This is a genomic window from Inquilinus limosus, assembly GCF_051487185.1.
GTDB lineage: Bacteria > Pseudomonadota > Alphaproteobacteria > DSM-16000 > Inquilinaceae > Inquilinus > Inquilinus limosus_F.
In genome coordinates this window covers 1-23266 of record NZ_JAHVDK010000035.1, presented here as the reverse complement: position 1 = coordinate 23266, position 23266 = coordinate 1, and the positions used below count along the sequence as shown (strand labels likewise).

General features: G+C 68.0%; 24 protein-coding genes and 1 pseudogene. 8 read left to right on the top strand and 17 right to left on the bottom strand.

What is annotated here, in order from left to right:
• The first annotated feature begins 174 nt into the window (after nucleotides 1-174).
• Both KXR53_RS30655 and KXR53_RS30650 read left to right on the top strand, forming a co-directional pair.
• Complete coding sequence (locus KXR53_RS30655) at nucleotides 175-360, top strand: hypothetical protein (RefSeq protein WP_437379413.1); 186 nt, start codon at nucleotides 175-177, stop codon at nucleotides 358-360.
• Complete coding sequence (locus KXR53_RS30650) at nucleotides 357-593, top strand: hypothetical protein (RefSeq protein WP_437379412.1); 237 nt, start codon at nucleotides 357-359, stop codon at nucleotides 591-593. Before KXR53_RS30655 ends, KXR53_RS30650 begins: the two co-directional genes overlap by 4 nt.
• 30 nt (nucleotides 594-623) lie before the next feature.
• On the opposite strand, the gene KXR53_RS30645 is transcribed toward KXR53_RS30650, so the two are convergent.
• The 14 genes and pseudogenes from KXR53_RS30645 to cpaB all read right to left on the bottom strand — a co-directional run bounded on the left by KXR53_RS30645 (nucleotide 624) and on the right by cpaB (nucleotide 12644).
• On the bottom strand, nucleotides 624-1646 hold the full coding sequence (locus tag KXR53_RS30645; protein ID WP_437379411.1) for an NADP-dependent oxidoreductase: 1023 nt from the start codon (nucleotides 1644-1646) through the stop codon (nucleotides 624-626).
• 96 nt (nucleotides 1647-1742) lie between these two features.
• Entirely contained in the window at nucleotides 1743-2216 is a 474-nt protein-coding gene (locus tag KXR53_RS30640) for a prepilin peptidase (RefSeq protein WP_437379410.1), read from the bottom strand.
• Nucleotides 2216-2704, bottom strand: coding sequence for a TadE/TadG family type IV pilus assembly protein (locus KXR53_RS30635; RefSeq protein WP_437379409.1), 489 nt, complete (start codon nucleotides 2702-2704; stop codon nucleotides 2216-2218). Before KXR53_RS30635 ends, KXR53_RS30640 begins: the two co-directional genes overlap by 1 nt.
• A 52-nt stretch (nucleotides 2705-2756) precedes the next feature.
• Entirely contained in the window at nucleotides 2757-2957 is a 201-nt protein-coding gene (locus KXR53_RS30630; RefSeq protein WP_437379408.1) for a Flp family type IVb pilin, read from the bottom strand.
• A gap of 73 nt (nucleotides 2958-3030) precedes the next feature.
• Nucleotides 3031-4632, bottom strand: coding sequence for a hypothetical protein (locus KXR53_RS30625; RefSeq protein WP_437379466.1), 1602 nt, complete (start codon nucleotides 4630-4632; stop codon nucleotides 3031-3033).
• 81 nt (nucleotides 4633-4713) lie between these two features.
• Nucleotides 4714-4881: pseudogene (locus tag KXR53_RS30620) on the bottom strand (pilus assembly protein TadG-related protein); the annotation flags it as partial.
• The gene (locus KXR53_RS30615) at nucleotides 4878-5228 is read right to left on the bottom strand and encodes a hypothetical protein (RefSeq protein WP_437379407.1); all 351 of its coding nucleotides are present in this window, start codon (nucleotides 5226-5228) and stop codon (nucleotides 4878-4880) included. The gene KXR53_RS30615 and the pseudogene KXR53_RS30620, both read right to left, overlap by 4 nt.
• Complete coding sequence (locus KXR53_RS30610; protein ID WP_437379406.1) at nucleotides 5225-5992, bottom strand: tetratricopeptide repeat protein; 768 nt, start codon at nucleotides 5990-5992, stop codon at nucleotides 5225-5227. Before KXR53_RS30610 ends, KXR53_RS30615 begins: the two co-directional genes overlap by 4 nt.
• A 5-nt stretch (nucleotides 5993-5997) precedes the next feature.
• Nucleotides 5998-6909, bottom strand: a complete 912-nt coding sequence (locus KXR53_RS30605) for a type II secretion system F family protein (RefSeq protein WP_437379405.1) — start codon at nucleotides 6907-6909, stop codon at nucleotides 5998-6000.
• Between the two features lie 3 nt (nucleotides 6910-6912).
• Entirely contained in the window at nucleotides 6913-7839 is a 927-nt protein-coding gene (locus KXR53_RS30600; RefSeq protein WP_437379404.1) for a type II secretion system F family protein, read from the bottom strand.
• Nucleotides 7836-9167, bottom strand: coding sequence for a CpaF family protein (locus KXR53_RS30595; protein WP_437379403.1), 1332 nt, complete (start codon nucleotides 9165-9167; stop codon nucleotides 7836-7838). The genes KXR53_RS30600 and KXR53_RS30595 overlap by 4 nt, the downstream gene beginning before the upstream one ends.
• Nucleotides 9168-9178: 11 nt before the next feature.
• Entirely contained in the window at nucleotides 9179-10363 is a 1185-nt protein-coding gene (locus KXR53_RS30590) for an AAA family ATPase (protein WP_437379402.1), read from the bottom strand.
• An 8-nt stretch (nucleotides 10364-10371) separates the two neighbouring features.
• Complete coding sequence (locus tag KXR53_RS30585; RefSeq protein ID WP_437379401.1) at nucleotides 10372-11730, bottom strand: type II and III secretion system protein family protein; 1359 nt, start codon at nucleotides 11728-11730, stop codon at nucleotides 10372-10374.
• Nucleotides 11727-12644, bottom strand: a complete 918-nt coding sequence (gene cpaB / locus KXR53_RS30580; RefSeq protein ID WP_437379400.1) for a Flp pilus assembly protein CpaB — start codon at nucleotides 12642-12644, stop codon at nucleotides 11727-11729. Before cpaB ends, KXR53_RS30585 begins: the two co-directional genes overlap by 4 nt.
• Nucleotides 12645-13306: 662 nt before the next feature.
• On the opposite strand from cpaB, the gene KXR53_RS30575 reads away from it, so the two are divergent.
• From KXR53_RS30575 to KXR53_RS30565, 3 genes are read left to right on the top strand one after another with little or no spacing between them, the layout of a single operon-like run.
• On the top strand, nucleotides 13307-14584 hold the full coding sequence (locus tag KXR53_RS30575; RefSeq protein ID WP_437379399.1) for an ABC transporter substrate-binding protein: 1278 nt from the start codon (nucleotides 13307-13309) through the stop codon (nucleotides 14582-14584).
• Nucleotides 14585-14620: 36 nt separating this feature from the next.
• Nucleotides 14621-15655: a Gfo/Idh/MocA family protein gene (locus KXR53_RS30570; RefSeq protein WP_437379398.1), complete on the top strand. Its 1035-nt coding sequence runs from the start codon at nucleotides 14621-14623 to the stop codon at nucleotides 15653-15655.
• A gap of 24 nt (nucleotides 15656-15679) precedes the next feature.
• The gene (locus KXR53_RS30565; protein ID WP_437379397.1) at nucleotides 15680-16417 is read left to right on the top strand and encodes a ThuA domain-containing protein; all 738 of its coding nucleotides are present in this window, start codon (nucleotides 15680-15682) and stop codon (nucleotides 16415-16417) included.
• 67 nt (nucleotides 16418-16484) lie between these two features.
• Here the strand turns inward: KXR53_RS30565 and ssb are convergent, their stop codons facing one another.
• The 3 genes from ssb to KXR53_RS30550 all read right to left on the bottom strand — a co-directional run bounded on the left by ssb (nucleotide 16485) and on the right by KXR53_RS30550 (nucleotide 17984).
• Nucleotides 16485-16994 carry a single-stranded DNA-binding protein gene (gene ssb / locus KXR53_RS30560; RefSeq protein WP_437379396.1) on the bottom strand — a complete coding sequence of 170 codons (510 nt, stop codon included), beginning with the start codon at nucleotides 16992-16994 and terminating at the stop codon, nucleotides 16485-16487.
• A gap of 80 nt (nucleotides 16995-17074) precedes the next feature.
• Nucleotides 17075-17434, bottom strand: a complete 360-nt coding sequence (locus KXR53_RS30555; RefSeq protein WP_437379395.1) for a hypothetical protein — start codon at nucleotides 17432-17434, stop codon at nucleotides 17075-17077.
• 13 nt (nucleotides 17435-17447) lie between these two features.
• Nucleotides 17448-17984, bottom strand: a complete 537-nt coding sequence (locus tag KXR53_RS30550; protein ID WP_437379394.1) for an EndoU domain-containing protein — start codon at nucleotides 17982-17984, stop codon at nucleotides 17448-17450.
• Nucleotides 17985-18281: 297 nt separating this feature from the next.
• On the opposite strand from KXR53_RS30550, the gene uvrA reads away from it, so the two are divergent.
• The 3 genes from uvrA to KXR53_RS30535 all read left to right on the top strand — a co-directional run bounded on the left by uvrA (nucleotide 18282) and on the right by KXR53_RS30535 (nucleotide 22968).
• Nucleotides 18282-21131: an excinuclease ABC subunit UvrA gene (gene uvrA, locus KXR53_RS30545; RefSeq protein WP_437379393.1), complete on the top strand. Its 2850-nt coding sequence runs from the start codon at nucleotides 18282-18284 to the stop codon at nucleotides 21129-21131.
• A 140-nt stretch (nucleotides 21132-21271) separates the two neighbouring features.
• Nucleotides 21272-21436, top strand: a complete 165-nt coding sequence (locus tag KXR53_RS30540; protein ID WP_437379392.1) for a hypothetical protein — start codon at nucleotides 21272-21274, stop codon at nucleotides 21434-21436.
• Between the two features lie 494 nt (nucleotides 21437-21930).
• Complete coding sequence (locus KXR53_RS30535) at nucleotides 21931-22968, top strand: linear amide C-N hydrolase (protein ID WP_437379391.1); 1038 nt, start codon at nucleotides 21931-21933, stop codon at nucleotides 22966-22968.
• Nucleotides 22969-23266: the final 298 nt, after the last annotated feature.

The following is a 23266-nucleotide window of genomic DNA, read 5'->3' as shown; positions in this document are numbered from 1 at the left end:
AGGCCCTCTTCGACATTGTCGAATGGCGTACGTCAGCGTTCACACCCATTCTCCCCTCCGCGACCGCTTCGATGCGTCGGCCCGGCCATCTCTCCTGACAGGATGTTGTCAGGAGGAGTGGCGTAGTCTTCCACCATCGCCTCGGGGTCGCCGGGGCCGGAGATGGAGGAACCGATGGCCGTGCTGACGGAAGTGGTGCTGTACCGGGCCAGGCCCGGCGCCGCGGCCGAAACGGTCGTCACGGTGTCCGACGCCACCGGCCCGGTGATCACCGGCCGCTACGGCATCGACACGGCGCCGCCGCCGGTGCCGAAGGCCGCCGCCTGCCCCGTCGCAATGGCTTCGAGGAGATCGACATGAGCACCCACGTCCTGCGCCTGCCGCTGCGCCAGCGCCCCGCCGGCCTGCTGGGGCGGATCTGGCGTCACATCACCGGCGGATCGACGCGCCCGGCCGCGCGGCCGGGCCGGCTGCGGCCGGAGACGCTGAGCGACGCCGCCCGCCGCGACCTCGGTTTGCCGCTTGACACGGATCACGACGCCGCGACCGCTCGCATCGGCCTCATGGCCATGGCCACGCGGACCCTCCTGTGATGCCCAGGAGCGGCTATCGACCTGCCACCGCTACTCCGCCACCTTGACCAGGAGCTTGCCGAAGTTCTCGCCGCGGAACAGGCGCAGGAAGGTCCGCGGCGCGTTCTCCAGCCCTTCGGCCACGTCCTCGCGATAGCGGATCCTGCCCTCGCGGATCCAGCCGGAGACGTCGCGCAGGAAGGCGGCGTGCTGGTCGGCGAAGTCGCCGACGATGAAGCCGCGCAGGGTCAGCCGCTTCGACAGCACGTCGCGCATCACCGCCGGCACCAGGTTCGGCCCCGGCGGCAGGCCGGTGGCGTTGTACTGGGCGATCAGGCCGCAGACCGGGACGCGGGCGAAGGGGTTCAAGAGCGGCCACACAGCCTCCCACACCACGCCGCCGACATTCTCGAAATAGACGTCGATCCCATCCGGCACAGCGGCGCGCAGCCGCTCGGCGAAATCCGGCGCGCGGTGGTCGACCGCGGCGTCGAAGCCGAGCTCGTCGACCAGATAGGCGCATTTGCGCTCGCCGCCGGCGATGCCCACCGCCCGGGCGCCCTTGATCTTCGCGATCTGTCCGACCACCGATCCCACGGCGCCGGAGGCGGCGGAGACCACGACGGTCTCGCCCGGTTTCGGCTGGCCGATGGTGAGGAGGCCGGTATAGGCGGTCATCCCGGGCATGCCGAGCACGCCGAGCGCGGTCGAGATCGGCGCCAGCGCCGGGTCGACCTTGCGCAGCCCGGTGCCGTCGGACACGGCGTAATCCTGCCAGCCGGTGCGGCCCTCGACGATGTCGCCCGCGGCGAAGCCGGGATGGTTCGAGGCGACGACGCGGCCGACCGCGCCGCCGACCATGACCTGGCCGATCTCGACCGGCGCCGCATAGGATTTCGCGTCGCTCATCCGGCCGCGCATATAGGGGTCGAGCGACAGCCATAGGGTGCGGACCAGCAGCTGGCTAGGCCCGGGCGCCGGCACCGCCTCCTCGACCAGGCGGAAATCCGTGTCCTTCGGCTCCCCGACCGGCCGCGCGGCCAGGAGGATCCGGCGATTCACATCGGTGCTCATGACAGGCTCCCTTCAGCGGATCGTCGGGAGCTAAGCACTATTGTCGCGCGAGATGAAGGGGTTTGGGTTAATCAACAAAATATCCTCGATGAACTATCAGGCCCCGCGGATGAAGACCGTAACTGTGACGGCGAGCAGGCCGACCGCAAGCGCCGGGCCGAAGGGCCGCATCTCGCGCCAGCGGACGCCGCGCCAGGGGGCCATGGCCAGAGTGGCCAGCAGCGCCACCAGGCTGGCGACGATCAGCACGATCAGGCTGCCCTGCAGCCCGACCCAGAGGCTGGCGGCGGTCAGGAACTTCAGGTCGCCCCAGCCGATGCGGGCGTGCCGGTCGATCTTCTGCATCAGCCAGGCGGTGCCGGCGAGCAGCAGGAAGGTGAGCACGGCGACGCCGAGCGACAGTCCGAGCGTCTTGAGCGTCGGGCTGCGGACCAGGGCCTGGGCCAGCCCACCCGCGGCCAGCGCCAGGTTGCAGACATTGGGGATCCGGCTCTCGCGCAGATCGATCAGCACGATCGGCAGCAAAAGCAGGACCAGAAGGCCGAGGAAGATGAAATCGAGACCGGCCATCAATATCCGCCATTGGCGACGATCACCGTGGCCGTCGGATTGGACAGCGGCAGCACGATCAGGGAGTCATCGTCCCCGCTGTCGCCCTGCAGGCCAGAGGCCGCGTTGCGCGCAGCTTGGTCGTAGGTCACCGTCACCTCGAACAGACGCGGATCGGAGTCCGAGGCCTTGGCATCGACCGTCCAGCCGGTGTCGCCCAGGATCGGCCCGTAGGCGGCGAGGACGGCCTCGGCGGTGCTGGTCGCGAGTTCCCGACGCTCACCCAGATCCATGCCGGCGACCGAGGCGCGGGCGCCCTCCGCCGCGGCCTGGTTGACCGCGAGCCAGGTGCCGAAATGGATGCCGAAGATGATGATGCCGAAGAGCAGCATGACGAAGACCGGGGCGACCAGGGCGAATTCGACCGCGGCCAGCCCGCTCTCGTCGGAGAAGGCGGCGGGCCGCCGACGGCCCGCCGCTCGAGTTGCACGTCGTGCAGAGAAGATCATGGCTATGTCCATGAACTCATCGATGGGAGTCGAGTTGGAATGCGCCGGCCCGCTATTGAGTACCGCCACTACCGCCGCCGCCGACCTCCTCGGAGATCTTGGTGAATGCGTCGCTGAACGCGCCCGTCAGGGTAGGAATGGCGGCGGCCAGTCCGACAGCGATCAAAGCACCGAGGATGGCGTATTCGACGGCCGTAATGCCCTGCTCGTCCCGAGCGACCTGGCGTGCCTTCTTGAAGAATTTCCGCAACATGATGTGACCTCCTGAAACAACCGGGATCAACTCCACCCCACCCCGCGGCCCCGGCGCCGCCGGCGGTGTCCCGTCATCGGATCAGCACGGGCACGCCGCAGCGCACGCCGGTGACGACGACATCCATGACGCCCAGGCGGATGCCCAGGGCGGCGAGCAGGTTGTCGACCAGCGGATCGAGGAGTCCCTTGATCACGGGGTCGAGAAGCTGGTGCAGGGCACCGACCGTCTTGCCGAGCGCCTCGGGAGCGACCGGAATCAGACAGAGGCCGCCGAGACTGACGACGCAGGCGCTGAGCTGCAGGTTGGCTTTTCCGGTGGCCGGATCGACGCCGCCCAGGCTGGCGAGGAGATTGTCGACCATGCCGGTGCTGGCGACCGACTGCGCCACGTGGTTGTCGATGTCCTCCCGGTCAAAGACCAGATCCTGATACGCACCGCTCCCGAGCTCGACCTTCGCCCGGCCGTTGATCCGCACAAGACCGATGATCCCCAGCACGCCGACATCGACGAGCGCTGCGGGTTGGATGTCATTGACCGAGATCTCATGGTCGAAATTCTTCATCAGGCCGGGCGGCAGCGTGCCGATATAGGCCTTGGCCACGCCGCTCTTGGCGGCGACGGTGACGGTGGCGTCCTTGGCCGGTTCGATCCCGCAGGAGATGTCCTTCAGCACGGCATCGCCTTCGCCGGCTTCGACATAAAGCGGCAGTTGGACGCCTTGGCCGAGCAGACCGAACAGATCCAGCAGCTGAAGCTTAAGCTGCAGCCGCACCTGTGCGGTGTGGACCCGCATTCCTTCCGGCCCGAAGGCGAAGGGCGGCGACTGCGGCGGCTCGATCACCGTCGCCGTAATCTGCAGCGAGGCGATCCCCGGCAGCCCGACATTGATCATCGGGATGTAGATGGCGTTGTTCTTGTTGGCCACCTGGACGGCCAGGGTCACGAGCTGGAAAACGTTCAGGTCGGCGGCCAGCGCCGTCGGTGCCGTCGATCCGCCGATCGGGAGGTTCTTCCATACCCCGAGGTCGACCAGGTCGCCGAGCCTGAGATCGGGATTGCCAACAAGTTGCCCCTGCAGCGCCACCAGCCCCTCGATGGCCTGCAGGCCGAGTCCAGCGATGTTGCCCGCTTTATTCAGGGCATCGATCGCAGCCTGCAGCAGCACGCCGACGCTGACATCGGTCTCCAGCAACCCGTCATATGTGCCCGCCGAGATGTCGGCGTGGATCGCGAGCGCGTCGAGGAAGGTCAGCGCGTCGATATTGGTGTTCAGGAGGCCCTGGTAGTGGACCGCCGTGAGCTGGATTTGGGTGCCAAGCACATTGCCCAGGATCGCGTTGAGCAGCGCGCTCTTCTGCGTATCGACCTCGACCAAGCCGGTCCCGGCCTGGAATCCGGCCTCGTCGATGCGCGCGGCGGTGGCCTGCACGCTGACCTTGTGGAGATTGGGATCCCCTTCGGAGCCCGGCGTGCCGCCAATCTGCCCACCGCCATCGTCCTGCAACAGGGCGCGGGACAGAAAGCCCGGCACGGTCGTCTTGGCCGATACCATGACCGCGTTCGCTGCCGGCGGGCTGGTCCCGTCCGGACAGGTGGCGAGGCCCGGCAGAAATCGGGCGGAGGGCGGCGAGATGGTGACGTCCGGGCAATAGGTGCCGAGGGTGGCGGACACCAGCGCGTCGCCGGCGAAGCCGTTGCGCTGCAGCAGGTCGCCGGCGATGGCCGAGGCCTCGGCAGGGTTCTGTGCGGCCGACAGCGCCGCCATGTCGGCGGCCGCCTGCAGGTCCCGGCGCTGGGCGTACCAGAGGCCGACATCGGTTGCCAGAGCCGTCGCGCCGATCAGCGGAACCAACATGAGCGCGGCAAAGGGCGCGATCGCGCCGCGGTCGCCAAAGGATGATCGCAAGACGCTGGGCTTCATGGCCTTCCCCCCGACGACCCATTCATGCCCGATCCGAAGCCGAGATCGGACCCGCCATAGGAGCTGCCGGAGCCGCTCGGCAACGGCTTGCCGATCTGCTGCATGTAGTTGCGATAGATCTGCTCCGCCTCGCCGGCGGCGAGGCCGCCCTGGCCGGCCGGGCGAAGCCCCTGCTGCTGCGCCCGCAGGACCTGGAGGGTGCGGTTGGACTCGAACCAGTCGGGAGGCTGCGCAGCCGGCCGGGCCGGCACCAGCACCTGCTGCGCCCCCGCCGTGGCGACCGGAAGCAGCAGGAGGGCAGCGCACAACGCCGACAGGCGGACACTCGTCGAGGCTGATCGCGTCATGGCTGGGTCTCCGAAGCCTGCGCCAGGCGCCGCGGGGCGATCGCGGGATTTGTGCCGGCAGTGATCGGCGCCCGGATCTGGGCGCGGGCGGCCTTGACCATCTGCTCGACCGCACGCCGTTCCTTGGCGTCGGCGATCCTGGCGATCATGGATTTCGCGGCATCGCCCTGGCCGGCGACATCGAGGCAGAGGATCAGGTTGTTGCGGACCTGGGCGTTGTCGGGCGCCAGCTCATTGGCCTGGCGCAGCGTGAACAGCGCCTCGTTGTAGGAAGCAACGCGCATCTCGGCGAAGCCGAGATCGTTCAGGTATTTGACATTGATGGGTTCGCGCCGCACCGCCTCGTGGAACTGGGCGCGGGCCTTGGCCCAGTCGCCGCGCCCGGCGGCGACGCGGCCGAGGCCGTCATAGGCCGCCGCCGCCTGGTCACCGGTCAGGAGCTCGCGATAGATCGCCTCGGCCCGGTCGTAGTCCTGGATGTCGAGAAAGGCGTCGGCTCGCAGCACCTGCGCCCGGAGGTCACCCGGATGCCGGTTGTCGTAGTCGTCGAGATAGGCGAGCGCGGCGCGCGACTTGCCGCCCTGCCGCAGCTTGTCGACGATGCCGAGATAGAGGTCGCGCGAATTCTCGGCGTTCAGCGGCTGCGCCTGCGGCAACTGGTCGGCCGGCGACGGTTCGCGGCGCTGCGCGCTGTCGCTGCCGAAGAGGCCGGAGCAGGCCGACAGCCACGGCAGCATCGCCAGCATCGAGAGACGAAGTGCCATCCGCGTCATCGGCCCACCCCGGTCAAGGTCTTGATGAAAGAAACGACCGCCGGCGCCGTCAGCACGATGAACAGGGCCGGCATCAGGAACACGATCATGACCATCGTCATCTGCGTGGTCTTGCGGCCGATGCTCTCGCGGGCGGTGGAGACCCGCCGGTCGGAGAATTCGCGCACGAAGTCCTTGAGCGCCGGCCCGAGCTCGGTGCCGTAGAGCAGAGTCTGCTTGAACAGCGAAGCGATCTCGCGGATGCCAGTCACGGCCAACCGGTCGGCCCAGCGGTCCAGCGCCTGGTCGTAGTTCATGCCGCGCTGCAGATCTTCCACCAGGATGCGCATCGACTGGCGGACATGCGGCATGGCGCCCCCGTCCGACTGGGCCAGGGACCGGAAGCACTGGTCGAGGCTGACACCGCTCTCCAACATCAACAGCAGGACGTCGAAGACGAAAGGAAGCTCGGCGCCGACCCGGCGCTGCCTTCTGGAGGCCAATGATCGCAGCACGAATTTGGCGCCGACATAAACGACGCCGCCGGCGGCCAACGGATAGAACTGCGCCACGCCGGACCAGCGGTCCGTCAGCCATACCGCTAGTGCGACGGCAATGATGGCGGCGATTGCCGCCGCGAAGCGCAATGCGGCGAAGACGATTAGGCTGCGCGGGTCGTAGTAACCAGCGGCGCGCAGGAACTGCAGGATCTCCTCACGATCCTTGCCGCCGCCGACCAGGATACGTTCGAACGGCTTCAACCAGCCGACGGCACCGTCATCGTCGCTGCCAGACCGGCCGGAGATCCCGGTCAGCCGGCGCCGCAGTTTCGCTTCGCCCACCGTACCGCGCAGGCCGAGCCCAAGCAGAAGCAGGGTCGAGGCTGCGGTGAGGACGAGAATGGCGGGTTCGAGGCTAGAGATCGGCATGGCCTAGAACTCCAGCCGCATGATGCGACGCATGATCAGCATGCCGATCAGTTGCAGGCCAACCGCAATCGCTGCCAGCCGGGGGCCCTGCTCGGCCTCGACGAAGAACATCATGTAGCTTGGCTTCACCAGCCAGATCATCACCCCGGCGATGATCGGCATCAGGCCGAGGACGATCGCACTGAAACGGATCTCGGCCGTCGCCGCCTTGAGCTCGCGTCCCACCCGCGCCCGGTCGCGCAGGATCTGCACCAGATTGGCCAGCACCGCCGATAGCCGGCCGCCGAAGCGGAAATTGGTCTCGATCGCCGTCGCCAGCATGTACAGCTCGGGTACCCCCAGCCGGGCCGCGAGCCAGGACACCGCCTCCGGGATCGGCGCGCCGTTGTTGATGCGGCGGATCATCGGCTGCAGGTAGCGCTGCAGCGCCGGCGACGCGTTCTCCGCCGCCTTCAGCAGTGCCTGTTGCGTCGAGTTGCCGACCATCAGCAGCTGGCGCGTGGCATCCAGGAACAGCGGCAAGGCGGTGATGAAGGCGTTGAGGCGCCGGCTGGCGAGAAACCAGAGGGCATAGAGAGCACCCGCCGGAACCGCTACCGCGACGGCGGCGGCCGGAATCGGGCCCAACAGCCACGCCAAACCGGCGGCGACGCCCGCCGTCAGTAGGCCCGCGATGACGATCAGGCGGGGCGACGGCGTCACATCGGCCCGATCCAGCCAAAGCCGCAGCACACGAGGCATCCGGGCCGGATCAGCAATGGTGCGGGGGGCCACCGCCGTTCCGCCGTCCGGCAACACGCTGTGAAGCGCCTGCAACCGTTCCTGCACCTGCTGCTGCCGGCGGCGTTGCGTCCGCCCGGCCAGAAGGCTGACTCCGGCCATCACCAGCAGAGCGAGGACGCCGAGCAGGAGAAAGCCGAGACCATTCATAGCGACGCCCCCATGGCGCCCCGCAGATCGGGCGCTCCGATCAGGCGATGGGCGTAGAACGGACGCGCCGAATGGATCCGGAACTCGCCCAGCCCGCTCAGCGGCGGCTGCTCCTCGAAAGTGAAGAGCTGATTCAGGCTGTAGCTCTCCCCCTCCAGGCCCGTCAGCTCGGACACCGAGGTGACCCGGCGCTTGCCGTTCGCCATGCGGTTGACCTGGACGATGATCTGGATGCTGTTGGCGATGTAGCGCCGCAGGGTCTTCGGATCGCCGCTGAGCCCGCCGAAGCCGAGAAGCATCTCCAGCCGGCCGAAGGCGTCGCGGCTGGAATTGGCGTGCATCGTCGCCATAGAGCCGTCATGGCCGGTGCTCATCGCCTGCAGCATCTCGACCGCCTCGGCGCCGCGCACCTCGCCCAGGATGATGCGGTCGGGCCGCATCCGCAGCGCGTTCCGCACCAGGTCGCGGGCGGTGATCTCCCGGCTGCCGTCGAGGTTCGGCGGCCGCGTCTCCAGCCGCACCACATGGCTCTGCCGCAGCTGCAGCTCGGCCGCGTCCTCGATGGTGATCAGCCGCTCCTTCTCCTCGATATAGCCGCTGAGCATGTTCAGCAGCGTGGTCTTGCCCGAGCCGGTGCCGCCGCAGATCAGGATGTTGAGGCGCGAGCGCACGGCCGCGGCGAGGAAACCCATCATCTCCTGGCTCATCGAGCCGAGCCGGACATAGTCCTGCGCGCCCATGGCCTGGACCCGGAACTTGCGGATCGAGACCATCGGCCCGTCGAGCGCGATCGGCGGGATCACGATGTTGACCCGCGACCCGTCCGGCAGGCGGGCGTCGACATAGGGCGTCGCCTCGTCCACCCGGCGGCCGATCGGGCTGACGATGCGCTGGATGATGTTCATCAGATGCGCATTGTCGCGGAACCGGACCGGAACCGCGGAAAGCTGGCCGCCGCGCTCGATATAGATCCGGTAAGGGCCGTTGACGATCACGTCGTCGATCGACGGGTCCTTCAGCAGCGGCTCGAGCGGGCCGAGGCCGACCACCTCGTTCTGCACCTCGGCGGCCAGCAGCGCCCGCTCGGCCGCGTTCAGGGCCAGCCCTTCCTTGGCGGCGAAGCGGGTGATCGCCTGCTCGATGCCGTCGCGGACCATCGCCGGGCTGGCGGTCTCGGCGGTGATACCGAGCGCCTCGAGCTGCTCCAGCACCAGGTTGAAGATGGCGAATTTGGTGCGCTGATAGCCATCGGTCACCCGCAGCTGGGCGGCGGCCGATTCAGGATCCGCCGCAACCTTCACGCCGACGCCGTTGATCAGCCCCGCCATCGCCTATCCCCTCACGACGTCCGCAGCCGGCCGAACAGGCCGATGCCGCGCGGCGCCGGCCGAGAGGCCGTCGCGGCCGGTGCCGCCACGCCCTCGGCGGCCAGCTTCGCCAGCGCCTTGCTGTAGGGCGCGCGCGGCCGCTCCAGCACCAGCGGGCGGCCGGCATTGAGGGCGTTGACCAGCTCGACCCTGGCCGCCGGCAGGCGCACCGAGCGCTTCAGGCCGAGCGCCTCGCGCATCTGCTCCTCGGTCAGGCCGATCCCCGGCATGTGGTCCTCGACCACCAGGGTCACGCGGTCGAGCACCTGGGGGCTCGGACCGATCCGGACCAGGAGGTCGCGGCAGGCCTTGACAGCGGTGAATTTCTGCGGCGCGACCAGGTAGATGCGGCCAGCCGTGCGCACGAACTCGTCGAGCAGGCCGGGATGGCGGATGCCGCCGGCATTCAGCACCACCTCGCCGAACAGTGCCCGCAGCACCAGCAGCATCGAGACGATGGCGTCGGGCGCGATGTCGTGCACCTCCTCCCCCGCCGCGGCCAGAGGCAGCACATGTAGCCCCGACGCGACATGATGGCCGAGCGCCGAGGACAGCAGCGTCCGATCCAGCCGCGACAGATCCTGGACCGCATCGCGGATGGTGTAGTTGAGCGGCACGTTGAGCGCGGCGCCGGCCTCGCTCGACGGCAACGCCCCGTCGATCAGCAGCGCCCCGCCCGCCGCCTGGGCCCGCAGCACCGCGAGATTGACCGCGAACAGGCCTTCGCCGCCCGGCTGGCCGCTGAGCACCAGGGTCAGAGAGCCGCTGCCGCCCGCCTCGCCGCGCGGCGCGCCGGCGAGATGCCGGCCGAGCTGTCCCCGCAGCGCCTCGGGGTCGCCGGCCCGGTCGACCACATCCGCGGCCCCGGCGCGGATCGCCCGCAGCACCGACCGGGCGTCGCCTTCGTCGCCGAGCACGATGACAGGGGCCTCCGGATCAGCGCCGGTCAGGGCCCGCACGGCCTCGGCGAGCACGGTGCCGAAGCCGTCGACCGGATCGGCGTCGAGCAGGATCAGATCCGGCTTGGCCTTGCCGCACAGCTCCACCAGCGATGCCGAGTCCGGGGCCGAGCGGATGATGGCGGCCGTCCCTTCCAGGGCGGCGATCAGGCCGGCGGCGAGATCTGTATCGGCGGTGGCGGCGACGATCCGGAACATCGGCGGCCTCAGCGCATCAGCCCGTAGGGCGCGAGATGATCCTGCACCTGATCGACGTTCAGGATCATGTCGCCCACGGTCGGGTTGTATTTGCGAGTGTCCACCCCGGGCAGCGGCGGAATCTGGCCGGGCGACAGCGGCGTGACCAGCCGCGGCGTCGCGACGATGATCAGCTCCTGCCTCTCCTGCTGGTTGTTGGTGCTCTTGAACAGAGCGCCGATGATCGGGATGTCGCCCAGCCAGGGGAACTTGCTCTCGTTGATCTGGCTGTTGCTGTACATCAGCCCGGCCAGCACGAAGCTCTGGCCGTTGCCCAGCTCGACCGTGGTCGAGGTCGAGCGGCGGCGGAAGGCGGGTACGCTGAAGCCCTGGAACTCCAGCGCATTGGCGAAGTCCAGCTCGCTGACCTCGGGCGCGACCTTGAGCACGATGCGCTTGTCCGACATCACCACCGGCGCGATCTCCAGCTTCACACCGTATTCGTGGTATTCGATCGTCACCGTGCCGAGCGACGCCCCGCCCTGCGGCACCGGGATCGGCACCTCGCCGCCGGCCAGGAACTCGGCCTGGTCGCCGGAACGCACGAGCAGCGTCGGCTGGGCCAGGAGCTGGGTCAGCCCGGCCTGCGACAGGGCGCTGAGGATGCCGAGGATGCCGTTGCGCGGATCGCCGAGGAACAGGTTGAAGGCGCTGGCCAGCGGCGCCGAGGCCTCGAGCGACAGTCCGGAACCGTTGAACTCGAAGCTCTGCAGCGTGTTCGGCCCGACGATCGCACCCTGAAAATCGCTGCCGCCCAGCGCCGCGAAGTTGAAGCCGAGGGCACGCAGCGTGGTCGCCGACACCGCCGCGAACTGGATGTCGACCGCCACCATCTGGTTGCCGGTGACCCGGGTCAGGTCGACGACGTTGCCGCCATAGGCGCGAGCGATGCTCGACGCCCGGGCATGGGCGTCGAGATCCGGCACGGTGCCGGACATCACCAGCGTGTCGCCGTCGCGGTTCACCCGCACCCCCTGCAGCCCGGGCTGGCCGCGGATCTGCCGCGCCGGATCGCCCCGGTCGGGGATGGTCGGCAGGGCGACCGTCGCGCCGCCGACCGTGACGTCGTAGGAGATCCCCTGGTCCGACTGGGCGGTGAAGATGGCCAGCGTGGTCTTGCCGGATTGCAGGCCAGTGATCTGCAGCTGGTCCTCGTTCAGCGCGGTCGCGTCGATGATGCCGCCCTGGCCGACGACGATGCGGGTGATCGGCGCCGGCAGGTTGAGCACGCGCTGGGCCCCGACGCCGAGCCGCAGCTCCTCCGCCCTGGCGATCTGGGCGACCAGGACGAGAACCGCGACACACAGCATACGGACCACAAACCTCATCGCGGCTCTCCGGACGTCTTGGGATAGATCAGCTGGGTCTTGTCGCCGACGATCAGCTCGATCGGCTTCTGCTGCGGCGGCGCCGGGGCGGCCGGCGCCGGGGCCGGGCCGCGGATGTCGGAGAGCTTGGCGGTGTTGTCCCCGATCAGCTGCAGATCGTCGGGGCTGCGCAGGGACAGGTAGAAGGAGCCCAGGCTGCGGGCCAGGGCGAATTTGGCGATCTGGTCCGGAGTCATGGCCAGGCTGATGGTCCGCGACGGCTCGTTCCGGCGCCCGGCCGTGTTCGCCGCCTGCTCGGCGGCGGCCTGGGCCAGGCTCGGGTCGCCGAGGGTGGAGCCGACGGTGAGCACCAGCACGTCCTGCAGCACCGTGCGCGCCTCGCTCAGATCGTTTTCCGGTCGCTGCACCCCGTTCTGCTTGCTCAGCACGCTGTCGGGCAGCACCAGCTGGATGTCGACCTTGTCTCCCGGCCGGACGAACTGGCTGACCGCGATCTCGTCATTGGTCAGGATGCTGATCGCGCGATAGCCGGCGGGCACCAGCGCCGCCAGGCCCGCCTTGGCCGGATCGGCGGAGAGCGTGGACTCGAGCAGCAGCTGCTGCGGCATGATGTCGGCCGTCGCCACCTTGCCGACCACATCGCCGATCGCCGTCCGGGCGCCCGGCGGCACCGCCCCGGCGATCGAGGTGGTGGCCACGTCCTCGCGCGCGATCACCTGCCCCCGGGCGATGAACCGGGCCGCCGTCATGACGCCGAAGACCTTCATGTCGACAGGCGCAGGCTGCACGACCGGCGCCGATGCAGGCACCGTGTTCGCCGGCACGGAGCTCTTGTAGATGCCATAGGCGATCAGCGAGACCGCCCCCAGCCCCCCGAGGACCAGATAAGCTCGTGTCAGCGCATTCGTGTTCATCGGCAGGGGGCTTCAATGGGCATATCAAAACCGTGCGGCTCGCCAGGCGGAGGCGGCATTTTCCGAACCCGCTCGCCTAGCGTTTCGGAACTCTAGAATAGTTCTTCATTCCCTGCATTCCTTAAAAGATTAGCTAAACTAGCATTAATAGCCGCCTATGTAGCACAGTTCAGTGAACGGCACAAGCTTTATTACCTCCGCTCAAAACAACAGTCGATCGCACTAGAATTCCGAAAGCAAAAGACTTTGCATATCGGGATATGCATGAGCGGTGGGGCCGAAATCTTGCGGAGTGTATTCCTAGACACCCGACCAGGGGTTACAGACTGTATCGAAATATACGGAGTATTTATTTATGTCCATTTTTTTGTCGGACTTGGCACTGCAAAAACTCATGGCCGTGTCATGGCGGCCACGACCGCTGGTTGTGGATGCTCGGCGGGCCCCGGCTCGGGCTTAGTCCTTAAATACTCCTTAGACAGCCCAAGGCAGATCCGCGGCCTCACCGGCGTCGATGCCTTCGCTCTGTCTCCGCGACGGAGCGCCCGGGTGGATGCCGATCCGCGGCGGTCGATTGGCGGTTGCCAAATGCTGTCCCCCCACTAACCTGCAAACGGTTGCACCGGACGCCGAATCCGTTTGCCGAGATCACAGGAGGAGCCATGCCCGGGAAACACCTGTTCGCTCTCGCTGCTGCGGCCCTTGCCCTGGCGGCATCCCCGGCCGCGGTCGGCGTCGAGATCACCTTCGCCTGTGGCTCGACCGGCATTCAGTCCAGGCTGTGCGACGAGGCTGCCAAGGCCTGGTCGGCCAAGACCGGGAACACGGTCAAGGTCGTCGCTGCTCCGCAGTCGACCTCGGAGCAGCTCGCCCTCTACCAGCAATTCCTCACCGGCAAGTCGAGCGACATCGACGTGTTCCAGATCGACGTGATCTGGCCCGGCATCCTTGGCAGCCACTTCATCGACTTGAAGCAATATGTCGACCAGGCCGCGATCGACCAGTACTTCCCCACCATCGTCCAGGGCCTGACCCGCGATGGCCAGCTCCTGGCCCTGCCCTGGTACACGGATGCCGGGCTGCTGTATTACCGCCAGGACCTGCTGGACAAATACAAGCTCAAGGTCCCCGAGACCTGGGCCGAGCTGACCGAAGCCGCCAAGACCATCCAGGAAGGCGAGCGCCAGGCCGGCAACGACCGCTTCTTCGGCTTCGTCTTCCAGGGCCGGGCCTATGAGGGGCTGACCTGCGACGCGCTGGAATGGATCGCCAGCTTCGGCGGCGGCGCCATCATCGGCCAGGACGGCAAGATCACCGTCAACAACCCGCAGGCGGCCAAGGCGCTGGACCTCGCCGCCTCCTGGGTCGGCACGATCGCTCCGGACGGCGTGCTGAACTATATCGAGGAGGATGCCCGCGGCGTGTTCCAGTCCGGCAACGCCGCCTTCATGCGCAACTGGCCCTACGCCGCCAGCCTGGCGGAAGCAGCGGACAGCCCGGTCAAGGGCAAGGTCGGCTATGCCCCCCTGCCGAAGGGCGACGGCGAAGGCGCCCGCCCTGCTGCGACCCTCGGCGGCTGGCAGATCGCGGTCTCGAAATACTCCAACAACCCCAAGGAGGCGGCAGAATTCGCCATTTACCTCACCTCCAAGGACGAGCAGAAGCGCCGGGCTCTCGAAGGCGGCTATCAGCCGACCATCCCGGCGCTGTACGAGGACCAGGAGCTGCTGCAGAAGCGGCCCTTCTTCAAGACGACGCGGCAGATCCTGCAGGGGGCGACGGCCCGGCCGTCGGCGGTGACGGGCGAGCGTTATAGTGAAGTCTCGTCGCTGTTCTGGAACGCCGTGCACGCCACCTTGTCCAAGAACGGCGATGCCGCCACCAACCTGGCGCAGCTGCAGAAGGACCTGAACCGGCTGAGCCGCGGCGGCCGCTGGTGAACATCACCCGGTGAGAACGGAGCGTAAGGAGACGGAATGACGGTCAAGGTCATCCAGGTCGGCCTCGGCGGCTGGGGCTTGAACTGGGCCCACACCATCCTGCCGCAGGTCAAGGCGGTCGACGTCGTCGGCTTCGTCGACGCCAATCCGGAGGCGCTGAAGCAGGCCCAGGAGACGCTCGGCCTGGCCGAGGACAAGTGCTTCCCGAGCCTAGAGGCCGCGATCGCAACGGTCGATGCCGAGGCGGTGCTGGCGGTGCTGCCGACCGCCGGCCACAAGAGCGTCAGCGAGGCGGCACTGAAGGCCGGCAAGCATGTGCTGGTCGAGAAGCCCTTCACCTCGACCCTGGAGGAGGCACAGGAGCTGATCGCCCTGGCGAAGCGGGTCGACCGCATCCTGATGGTCAGCCAGAACTACCGCTACCATGCGGCGGTGCAGACCGTGGCCAATCTAGTGCGCGACGGCGCCTATGGCCGGCCGCTGTCGGCACTGATCGACTTCCGTCAGAACTGGAAGGTGATCGGTCATCGCTACCACGACATCCCTGGCCCGCTGCTGCTGGACATGGCGATCCATCATTTCGACCTGATGCGCATGATCTTCGGCGAGAATGTGCAGCGGGTCGCCTGCCGCAGCTGGAACACGCCGGACAGCCCGTTCAAGGACCACGCCGCCGCCCATGCGCTGCTGGCGCTCGAGAGCGGCCTGATGGTGTCCTACAACGGCTCCTGGGTGTCGCGTGGCACGCCGACCACCTGGACCGGCGAATGGGCGGTCGAATGCGAGGAGGGCGAGCTGGTGTGGCAGGCCCGTGGCGCGGCCGGCGCTCCGGCCGACAGGCTGATGCTGCGCAGGCCCGACGGCTCGGTCCAGGACCTGCCGCTGCAGCCGCAGCCGCTGATGGACCGCGCCGGCACGCTCAACGCCTTCGCCGAGGCGATCCGCGGCAAGCCGCCGCGCTACTTCACCTCGGGCGAGGACAATATCCATTCCCTCGCCACCAGCTTCGCCTGCATGCGGTCGGGCGCCCAGGACGGCACATGGGTGTCGCTGTCCGAAATTCTACCCTGACCGCCCGCCCCGGAGAGACGCGCCATGACCCTTCCCCGCCTCCTGGTCTGGAACGAGTACCGGCACGAGCTGCAGAACCCCGAGGTCTCCGCCCTCTATCCCGACGGCATCCACGAGGCCATCGCCGACCCGCTGCGCCAGCGCGGCTTCCCGGTGGCGACCGCGACCCTGGACCAGCCCGAGCACGGCCTGACCGATGAGGCGCTGAATGGCGCCGAGGTGCTGCTGTGGTGGGGCCACAAGGCGCATGAGGAGGTGTCGGACGCCGTGGTCGAGCGCGTGCGCCGCCACGTCATGGGCGGCCTCGGCCTGATCGTGCTGCATTCCGGCCACTACTCGAAGATCTTCCGCCGGCTGATGGGCACCAGCTGCAGCGTCAACTGGCGGGTCCACGGCAAAGAGGGCGAGACCGAGCGGATCTGGGTCACCGCCCCCGCCCATCCGATCGCGGCCGGGCTCGACCGCTACATCGAGATCCCGCAGGAGGAGATGTATGGCGAGTTCTTCGATGTGCCGGAACCGGACGAGCTGGTCTTCGTCAGCTGGTTCAAGGGCGGCGAGGTGTTCCGCAGCGGCCTGACCTACCGCCGCGGCTACGGCCGGGTCTTCTATTTCCGGCCGGGGCACGAGACCTTCCCGAGCTACCACCAGGCCGAGGTGCAGAAGGTCATCGCCAACGCTGTTACCTGGGCCGCCCAGCCGGGGGTGCGCCGCCCGCCGCCGGACAACACGAGGCGGGACCCGATCGAGGCGATCGGCTGAACGCTCAAAGCAAGCGGGCCGGCCGGGAGCACCGGCCGGCCCGCTCCGTCTCGTCAGGCCGGGCAGGTCAGAACGGGATCTCGTCGTCGAGGTCGTCCGCCATCGGGCCGCGGCCGCCGCCCGACGACCCGCCGCCCGAGGACCGGCCGCCGCCGTAGCCGCCTCCGCCGTAGCCGCCGCCGGCGCCGCCATCGTCCTCGAAGCCGCCGCCCCCGCCGCCTTCGCCGCGGCCGTCGAGCATGGTCAGCTCACCCCGGAACGGGCGCAGCACGACCTCGGTGGTGTAGCGCTCGGCACCGCTCTGGTCGGTGAATTTGCGGGTCTCGAGCTGGCCCTCGACATAGATCTTCGAGCCCTTCTTCAGGAATCTCTCGACCACCCCGACCAGCGCGTCGTTGAACACCACGACGCGGTGCCATTCGGTGCGCTCCTTGCGCTCGCCGGTGTTGCGGTCCTTCCAGGTCTCCGACGTCGCGACCGAGAGATTCGCCACGCGCCCGCCATTCTGGAAGGAGCGGATCTCCGGATCGCGGCCGAGATTGCCGATGAGAATGACCTTGTTGACGCTGCCAGCCATGATCCAGACCTCACAAAAGAGCTATCAGGGGCGGACCCTAGACGGATGGCCCGCCGATTCCAATCCCGTTCGGGGCCGCCTCATTCTTTCCGCCGCGGCCGCGCCGCGGGGCCGCGGCGGCGCAGCGCCTTGAGCCAAGCGCCGACCGCCGCCGCCAGTTCCCCGGTCGGCAGCGCCAGCGCCGGCACCTTGGCGTCGTGGATGTTGCGCAGCACCGACTGGGCGCCGCGGATCTCCAGAGCGTAGAGATTGCCGGTGATCGGCTCTCCCTCCTCCCCCGCCTCGGCCAGGCGCGCGGCCACCCCCGCCGTCCAGTCGGCGTCGTCGCGCAGGTCGGTCTCCAGGAAATCGGCCAGCATCGGCGCTGCGGTGCCGGGCACGACGCGGGGCCGGCCCCGGGCGTCGCGGGTGATCTCGATCTTGTTCTGCTTCTCCTTCATCCGGGAGCCCCGCTCAGTTCGGGAATGCGGTGTTGACCGCAGTCTGGCCGCGGCGCTGGATCGTGCCGAGCCGGATCTCGAAGGGCCGGCCGCGATCGTCGCGGCAATAGCCGTCCTGCGGGCCACCTTCCACCGGCGCCGAGGGGCCGAGCACGCCCCAGGCCGGATGCGCCCCGGTCTGATTCCGGTAGGCGTAGAGGATCGAGCGCAGGACCGCCTCCGCCGAGCAGTCGTCAGGATAGAAGGTCGACCGCTTGCGCCGGCCGTTGTTGAAGATCACGGTCGCGTCGTAGATCTCGCCGCCGCGATGGGCGATCTCCTCGACCCGGTCGACTGCGCCCGTCGGCAGGCCGGCGGCGCGGGAATGGAAGCCCTTCGGGTCGCCGTTGCGCCCGATCTCGCCGCAGAAGATGTGGCTGAGATTGACCTGGGGATCGCTGCGGCTCCACAGCCGCTTGTCAGCGTCGCCGCAGTCGAGCGCGGCGGCCATCGAGTCGCCGGCTGCCGACAGCCACAAGAGGACCAAGATCAGACCGATCCGACAGATCATGGAATCTCCGGCGCGGCGGCAATGATCGCCCCGCACCCTGCCGCGCCGCTGCGAAGCTCCCGAGGCCCGGACATGCATATCCAGGTGCTCAGGGCGGGCATCCTATCCCGCTTTGTTCTTGACCGCAACGTTCCCGATATGTTCGATATCCACGTCGGACTCGCTTCTGCGGGCGCGCGGCCGCCGCACCCACAGGCGTACCGATGGCCGGAGTCGCTTTCGGCTCTCGCCCGCCCCATATTGCACATCGGTGTGCCCGGGTCCGGGGACGCCCTTCCCGCATGAGTGAACCTGGCGATGCACAAGTCCATCACCGTCCGTGGCGCGCGTGAGCACAATCTCAAGAACATCGACGTCGATCTGCCGCGCGACCAGCTGATCGTGATCACCGGCCTCAGCGGCTCGGGCAAATCGTCGCTCGCCTTCGACACCATCTACGCCGAGGGCCAGCGCCGCTATGTCGAGAGCCTGTCGGCCTATGCCCGCCAGTTCCTCGAGCTGATGCAGAAGCCGGACGTCGATTCGATCGAGGGCCTGTCGCCGGCGATCTCGATCGAGCAGAAGACGACCAGCCGCAACCCGCGGTCGACCGTCGGCACGGTGACCGAGATCTACGACTACATGCGGCTGCTCTTCGCCCGCATCGGCGTGCCCTATTCGCCCGCCACCGGCCTGCCGATCGAGAGCCAGACGGTCAGCCAGATGGTCGACCGGGTGATGGCGATGGGCGACGGCACCCGCCTGTACCTGCTGGCGCCGATCGTGCGGGGCCGCAAGGGCGAGTACCGCAAGGAGCTGCAGGAGCTGCGCGCCCGCGGCTTCCAGCGCGTCAAGGTCGACGGCACGCTTTACGAGATCGAGGATGTGCCGGCGCTGAACAAGAAGCTGAAGCACGACATCGAGGTGGTGGTCGACCGGCTGGTGGTGCGCGACGACCTGGGCAACCGCTTGGCCGATTCGATCGAGACCGCGCTCGGCCTCGCCGACGGCCTGGCCATCGCCGAGAATGCGGACAGCGGCGAGCGCACCCTGTTCTCCGCGAAATTCGCCTGCCCGGTCTCCGGCTTCACCATCCCGGAGATCGAACCGCGGCTGTTCTCCTTCAACAGCCCGCACGGTGCCTGCCCGGCCTGCGACGGCCTGGGCGCCAAGCTGGTGTTCGACCCGGAACTGATTGTGCCCGACGAAGGCCGATCCCTAGCCAAGGGCGCGGTGGCGCCCTGGGAAGGGTCGTCCTCGAAATACTACCACCAGACCCTGGATGCGATCGCCGCGCATTACGGCGCCAGCACCACGCCCCCCTGGCGCGACCTGCCACAGAAGGTCCGTGACGTGATCATGTTCGGCTCCGGCACCGAGCCGATCGTGTTCCGCTATGATGATGGGCTGCGCACCTACAAGACCGAGAAGCCGTTCGAAGGGCTTGTCCCGAATATGGAGCGGCGCTACCGCGAGACCGACAGCGCCTGGACCCGGGAGGAGCTGGCCAAGTACCAGGGCACGCGCCCCTGCGAGACCTGCAACGGCGCCCGGCTGAAGCCCGAGGCCCTGGCGGTGAAGATCGACGGGCTGCATATCAGCCAGGTGGCGGAGAAGTCGATCGCCGAGGCTGCCCAGTGGTTCAGGGCTCTGAACGACAAGCTCTCGGTCAAGGACCAGGAGATCGCCTACCGCATCCTGAAGGAGATCAACGAGCGGCTGACCTTCCTCAGCGCCGTCGGCCTGACCTATCTAACGCTGTCGCGCGGCTCCGGCTCCCTCTCCGGCGGCGAGAGCCAGCGCATCCGCCTGGCCTCGCAGATCGGCTCCGGCCTGACCGGGGTGCTCTACGTGCTGGACGAGCCGTCGATCGGCCTGCACCAGCGCGACAATGACCGGCTGCTCGGCACGCTGAAGCGGCTGCGCGACCTGGGCAACACCGTGCTGGTGGTCGAGCATGACGAGGACGCGATCCGCAACGCCGACTATCTTGTCGATATGGGTCCTGGCGCCGGGGTGCATGGCGGCGAGGTGGTGGCGCATGGCACGCCCGAGGAGGTGATGCGCAGCGCCCATAGCATCACCGCCCAGTACCTGACCGGCGCCAAGCGGATCGAGGTGCCGACGAGCCGCCGCCCCGGCCACAAGGGCCAGGTGCTGAAGGTGATCGGCGCCCGCGGCAACAACCTCAAGAATGTCACCATGGAGGTGCCGCTGGGCACCTTCACCTGCGTCACCGGCGTATCCGGCGGCGGCAAGTCGACGCTGGTGGTCGAGACCCTGTACAAGGCGCTGGCCCGGCAGCTGATGGGGGCGCACGAGCACCCGGCGCCGCATGATGCGATCGAAGGTGTCCAGTTCCTGGACAAGATCATCGACATCGACCAGTCGCCGATCGGCCGCACGCCGCGCTCGAACCCGGCCACCTATACCGGCGCCTTCACCCCGATCCGCGACTGGTTCGCCGGGCTGCCGGAGGCGAAGGCCCGCGGCTACGGCCCCGGCCGCTTCTCCTTCAACGTCAAGGGCGGCCGGTGCGAGGCCTGCCAGGGCGACGGCGTCATCAAGATCGAGATGCACTTCCTGCCGGACGTCTATGTCCAGTGCGACGTTTGCAAGGGCCATCGCTACAACCGCGAGACGCTGGAGGTGCTGTACCGCGAGAAGTCGATCGCCGAGGTGCTGGAGATGACGGTCGAGGAAGGGGCGGAGTTCTTCCGTGCCGTGCCGTCGATCCGCGACAAGATGGAGACGCTGCGCCGGGTCGGCCTGGACTACGTCAAGATCGGCCAGGCCGCGACCACGCTGTCGGGCGGCGAAGCGCAGCGGGTGAAGCTGGCCAAGGAGCTGTCACGCCGGGCCACCGGCAAGACCGTCTACATCCTCGACGAGCCGACCACCGGCCTGCATTTCGACGATGTGCGCAAGCTGCTGGAGGTGCTGCACGAGCTGGTCGACCAGGGCAACACGGTGATCGTGATCGAGCACAATCTCGAGGTGATCAAGACCGCCGACTGGATCGTCGACCTCGGCCCCGAGGGCGGCGACGGCGGCGGCGAGATCATCGCCGCGGGCACGCCGGAGGACGTGGTGCGCGCCAAGCGCAGCTACACCGGCCAGTACCTGGCCCCCTATCTGGAGCAGGCGCCGCAGAAGCAGCGGGCGTGAGGCTGGATTCGCGACCGTCCGGGCCGGCGGCTTTCCGGATCCGGTCCAAACGGGTACGATGAGCCCGATCGATCGCTCATGCCATCGCGTCGCAGCTCGGATCCCGATCCGGAGTTCCGGCGCAGGAACGGGAGGCCGATATGAAGCTCATCGCATTTGCTGCCGCAGCGCTGCTGATCGCGTCACCTGCCCTCGCCTGCCCCTACAGCGCTCAGGCCGAGGCGAAAGGCGGACAGAGCCAGATCCAGTCCAGCCAGACGCCGATCCCGCAGCCCCAGGCGCCGACGACCGACAAGAAGGGCTAGGCGCGGAGCCGACCGCCGCCTCGTCAGTCGGCGGTCAAAGGATAGCCGGACACCATCCGGTGCACTGGGTGGTTTGCTTGTGCCGTCCCGCGGTCATTCGCGGGCGAAAGCTGTGCCGCGCGTCGGCCATCGCCAGCGCCGTACAAGACTGCTCTGCCTTCCACATAGCCGCGGCTCCCTTGGCGCGCTCGGAGCCTCAAATGGCCGCCGCATGCGCAGCTGCAGGTTTTTTGTCCTCGATTTCGGACTAAAGCTTACAAGCTTGGATTTTATAGATCTGGACTCAACGATAACAGTCATCTGGACCTACCGACCCGGATCCACAGGTGCCATGCTGGCTTCGGTTGGGATGGCATGGGCGATTGGCCCGAAGGCTTTGCCGCCGAGCCCTTTTGAACCCAGCGTCACCCGGGTCCCACCCTGGCACGAATGCGGTTGCCGGCCGGCCGATTTCGCCGGTTCCGGGCGGGATCCCTCACCCGAGGAGGCAGGTTATGTGCACCGATTTTCTGCTGGTGGCGAGCGATGCCAGCGTCGTCAACGGGCGCAGCGTGGAGTTCGGAACGGATCTCCAATCCGAGCTCCTGGTCGGCGGCAAGGGCACGCCGAAGCAAAGCCCGGCGCCGCTGGGTGGCAAGGGCCTGAGCTGGACCGCCCGGTACGGCTATGTCGGCACCAGCGCCTATAACAGGGACATCATATCGGACGGCATGAACGAAGCGGGGCTGAGCATCGGCGCCCTGTGGCTGCCCACCACGCGCTACAAGCACGACGTGTCCCAAGACAAGGCCCTGGTCGTCGAGCTCTTCGCCAGCTGGGTGCTCGGCACCTGCGCCACGGTCGACGAGGTCAAGCACAAGCTGAACAACCACGACGTCGAGGTCTGGGGGGACCTGGTGCTGGATGAGAAGTCGCCGCTGCATTTCCCGATCCATGACGAGGCTGGCCGGAGCATCGTCGTCGAGTTCACCAACCGCGAGACCCAGGTCTACGACAATCCGGTCGGCGTGGTGACCAACGACCCGCCCTTCCCCTGGCAGATCACCAACATCCAGAACTATGTCGGTCTGTCCAACGTCGACGCCGAGCCCATCGAGATCGGCCTAAAGCGCTTCGCGCAGCCGGGGCATGGCAGCGGCATGCGCGGCGTGCCTGGGGACTCGACCCCGCCGTCCCGCTTCATCCGCACCGTCTTCAACAAATACTTCGCGGAGCACGCCCAGCGGCCGAAAAACAGCGAAGAGGCCTGCAACCTGGCGCTGCATCTGCTCAACACCGTCGACATCCCGAAGGGCACCAGCGCCTCGCGGACGCAGGACGGCGAGACGCCGGAATACGACTATCCCCAGGTGGTCGTGGTCAAGGCGTTGACGGATAAGGTCTTCAGCTTCCGCACCTATGACAACCCGACGATCATGCGGGTCGACCTGAAGGAGCTGGACCTGTCGAAGCCCTTCGAGACCCGTTATCCGCTGCCGACGCAGCCGACTTCGATCGACATCACCCCGATGCTCAACCGGGCGACGGAGTGATAGGCCGCTCCCGGGCCGCTCCGCGCCGTCAGGCCAGGAACGGCCCGGGCAGCGCCAGGGCCTCGGCCAGCCCGTCGCGGAAGGTCGCGATCGGCTGGGCGAGGCGGAAGCTCAACCGGCCGCCGGCCCGTCACCCGGTGTCCGGTGCGGGCTTCGGGTCATCGACATAGAGGCCGAGGCCGAGGGAGCGGCAGAGGCGGTCGGCGGTGGTGGCGGTGGTCTCGGTGTCGAGCCATTCGATCACGTCCGGCTCCTGCAGCCGGACCGCCAGCCCGGCCCTGAGCCCCGGCACCCGGAT

Excerpts from the sequence above, each read along its gene's own strand:
- KXR53_RS30640 (WP_437379410.1), bottom strand. The coding sequence starts at position 2,216 with ATGGCCGGTCTCGATTTCATCTTCCTCGGCCTTCTGGTCCTGCTTTTG.
- KXR53_RS30650 (WP_437379412.1), top strand. The coding sequence starts at position 357 with ATGAGCACCCACGTCCTGCGCCTGCCGCTGCGCCAGCGCCCCGCCGGC.
- KXR53_RS30595 (WP_437379403.1), bottom strand. The coding sequence starts at position 9,167 with ATGGCGGGGCTGATCAACGGCGTCGGCGTGAAGGTTGCGGCGGATCCT.
- KXR53_RS30565 (WP_437379397.1), top strand. The coding sequence starts at position 15,680 with ATGACCCTTCCCCGCCTCCTGGTCTGGAACGAGTACCGGCACGAGCTG.
- KXR53_RS30600 (WP_437379404.1), bottom strand. The coding sequence starts at position 7,839 with ATGAATGGTCTCGGCTTTCTCCTGCTCGGCGTCCTCGCTCTGCTGGTG.
- KXR53_RS30575 (WP_437379399.1), top strand. The coding sequence starts at position 13,307 with ATGCCCGGGAAACACCTGTTCGCTCTCGCTGCTGCGGCCCTTGCCCTG.
- KXR53_RS30635 (WP_437379409.1), bottom strand. The coding sequence starts at position 2,704 with ATGATCTTCTCTGCACGACGTGCAACTCGAGCGGCGGGCCGTCGGCGG.
- cpaB (WP_437379400.1), bottom strand. The coding sequence starts at position 12,644 with ATGAACACGAATGCGCTGACACGAGCTTATCTGGTCCTCGGGGGGCTG.
- KXR53_RS30615 (WP_437379407.1), bottom strand. The coding sequence starts at position 5,228 with ATGACGCGATCAGCCTCGACGAGTGTCCGCCTGTCGGCGTTGTGCGCT.
- KXR53_RS30655 (WP_437379413.1), top strand. The coding sequence starts at position 175 with ATGGCCGTGCTGACGGAAGTGGTGCTGTACCGGGCCAGGCCCGGCGCC.
- KXR53_RS30590 (WP_437379402.1), bottom strand. The coding sequence starts at position 10,363 with ATGTTCCGGATCGTCGCCGCCACCGCCGATACAGATCTCGCCGCCGGC.
- KXR53_RS30570 (WP_437379398.1), top strand. The coding sequence starts at position 14,621 with ATGACGGTCAAGGTCATCCAGGTCGGCCTCGGCGGCTGGGGCTTGAAC.
- KXR53_RS30555 (WP_437379395.1), bottom strand. The coding sequence starts at position 17,434 with ATGAAGGAGAAGCAGAACAAGATCGAGATCACCCGCGACGCCCGGGGC.
- KXR53_RS30585 (WP_437379401.1), bottom strand. The coding sequence starts at position 11,730 with ATGAGGTTTGTGGTCCGTATGCTGTGTGTCGCGGTTCTCGTCCTGGTC.
- KXR53_RS30630 (WP_437379408.1), bottom strand. The coding sequence starts at position 2,957 with ATGTTGCGGAAATTCTTCAAGAAGGCACGCCAGGTCGCTCGGGACGAG.
- uvrA (WP_437379393.1), top strand. The coding sequence starts at position 18,282 with ATGCACAAGTCCATCACCGTCCGTGGCGCGCGTGAGCACAATCTCAAG.
- KXR53_RS30535 (WP_437379391.1), top strand. The coding sequence starts at position 21,931 with ATGTGCACCGATTTTCTGCTGGTGGCGAGCGATGCCAGCGTCGTCAAC.
- KXR53_RS30645 (WP_437379411.1), bottom strand. The coding sequence starts at position 1,646 with ATGAGCACCGATGTGAATCGCCGGATCCTCCTGGCCGCGCGGCCGGTC.
- KXR53_RS30550 (WP_437379394.1), bottom strand. The coding sequence starts at position 17,984 with ATGATCTGTCGGATCGGTCTGATCTTGGTCCTCTTGTGGCTGTCGGCA.
- ssb (WP_437379396.1), bottom strand. The coding sequence starts at position 16,994 with ATGGCTGGCAGCGTCAACAAGGTCATTCTCATCGGCAATCTCGGCCGC.
- KXR53_RS30540 (WP_437379392.1), top strand. The coding sequence starts at position 21,272 with ATGAAGCTCATCGCATTTGCTGCCGCAGCGCTGCTGATCGCGTCACCT.
- KXR53_RS30605 (WP_437379405.1), bottom strand. The coding sequence starts at position 6,909 with ATGCCGATCTCTAGCCTCGAACCCGCCATTCTCGTCCTCACCGCAGCC.
- KXR53_RS30610 (WP_437379406.1), bottom strand. The coding sequence starts at position 5,992 with ATGGCACTTCGTCTCTCGATGCTGGCGATGCTGCCGTGGCTGTCGGCC.